Consider the following 374-nt stretch of genomic DNA (forward strand, 5'->3'; position numbering starts at 1 on the left):
ACCGGCTCGAGCACCGCAAAGGCGTCGACATCGGTCTGCTCCTGGCTCGCATCGGTGCGGCCGGGCGCGAAGGGCACCGCCACCTCCTGGCCGGCCTTGCGGGCCGCCTGCTCGACCGCGGCATTGCCGCCCAGCACGATCAGGTCGGCCAGCGAGATCTTCTTGCCGCCGGCCTGCGCCGCGTTGAAGCCCTGCTGGATCTCCTCCAGCACGCCGAGCACCCTGGCCAGCTGCGCCGGCTGGTTGACCTCCCAGTCCTTCTGCGGGGCCAAGCGGATGCGGGCGCCATTAGCCCCGCCCCTTTTGTCGGAGCCGCGGAAGGTCGAGGCCGAGGCCCAGGCGGTGGAAACCAGCTCGGCGGTCGACAGGCCCGA

The 374-nt window shown here is 71.9% G+C and carries 1 protein-coding gene; it reads right to left on the reverse strand.

Annotation, left to right across the window (positions count from 1 at the left end):
• On the reverse strand, positions 1-374 hold a 374-nt coding region (locus J8I29_RS29715), incomplete at both ends, for a peroxidase family protein (protein WP_348536217.1).

Source organism: Labrys sp. LIt4, assembly GCF_017813775.1.
Taxonomy (GTDB): domain Bacteria; phylum Pseudomonadota; class Alphaproteobacteria; order Rhizobiales; family Labraceae; genus Labrys; species Labrys okinawensis_A.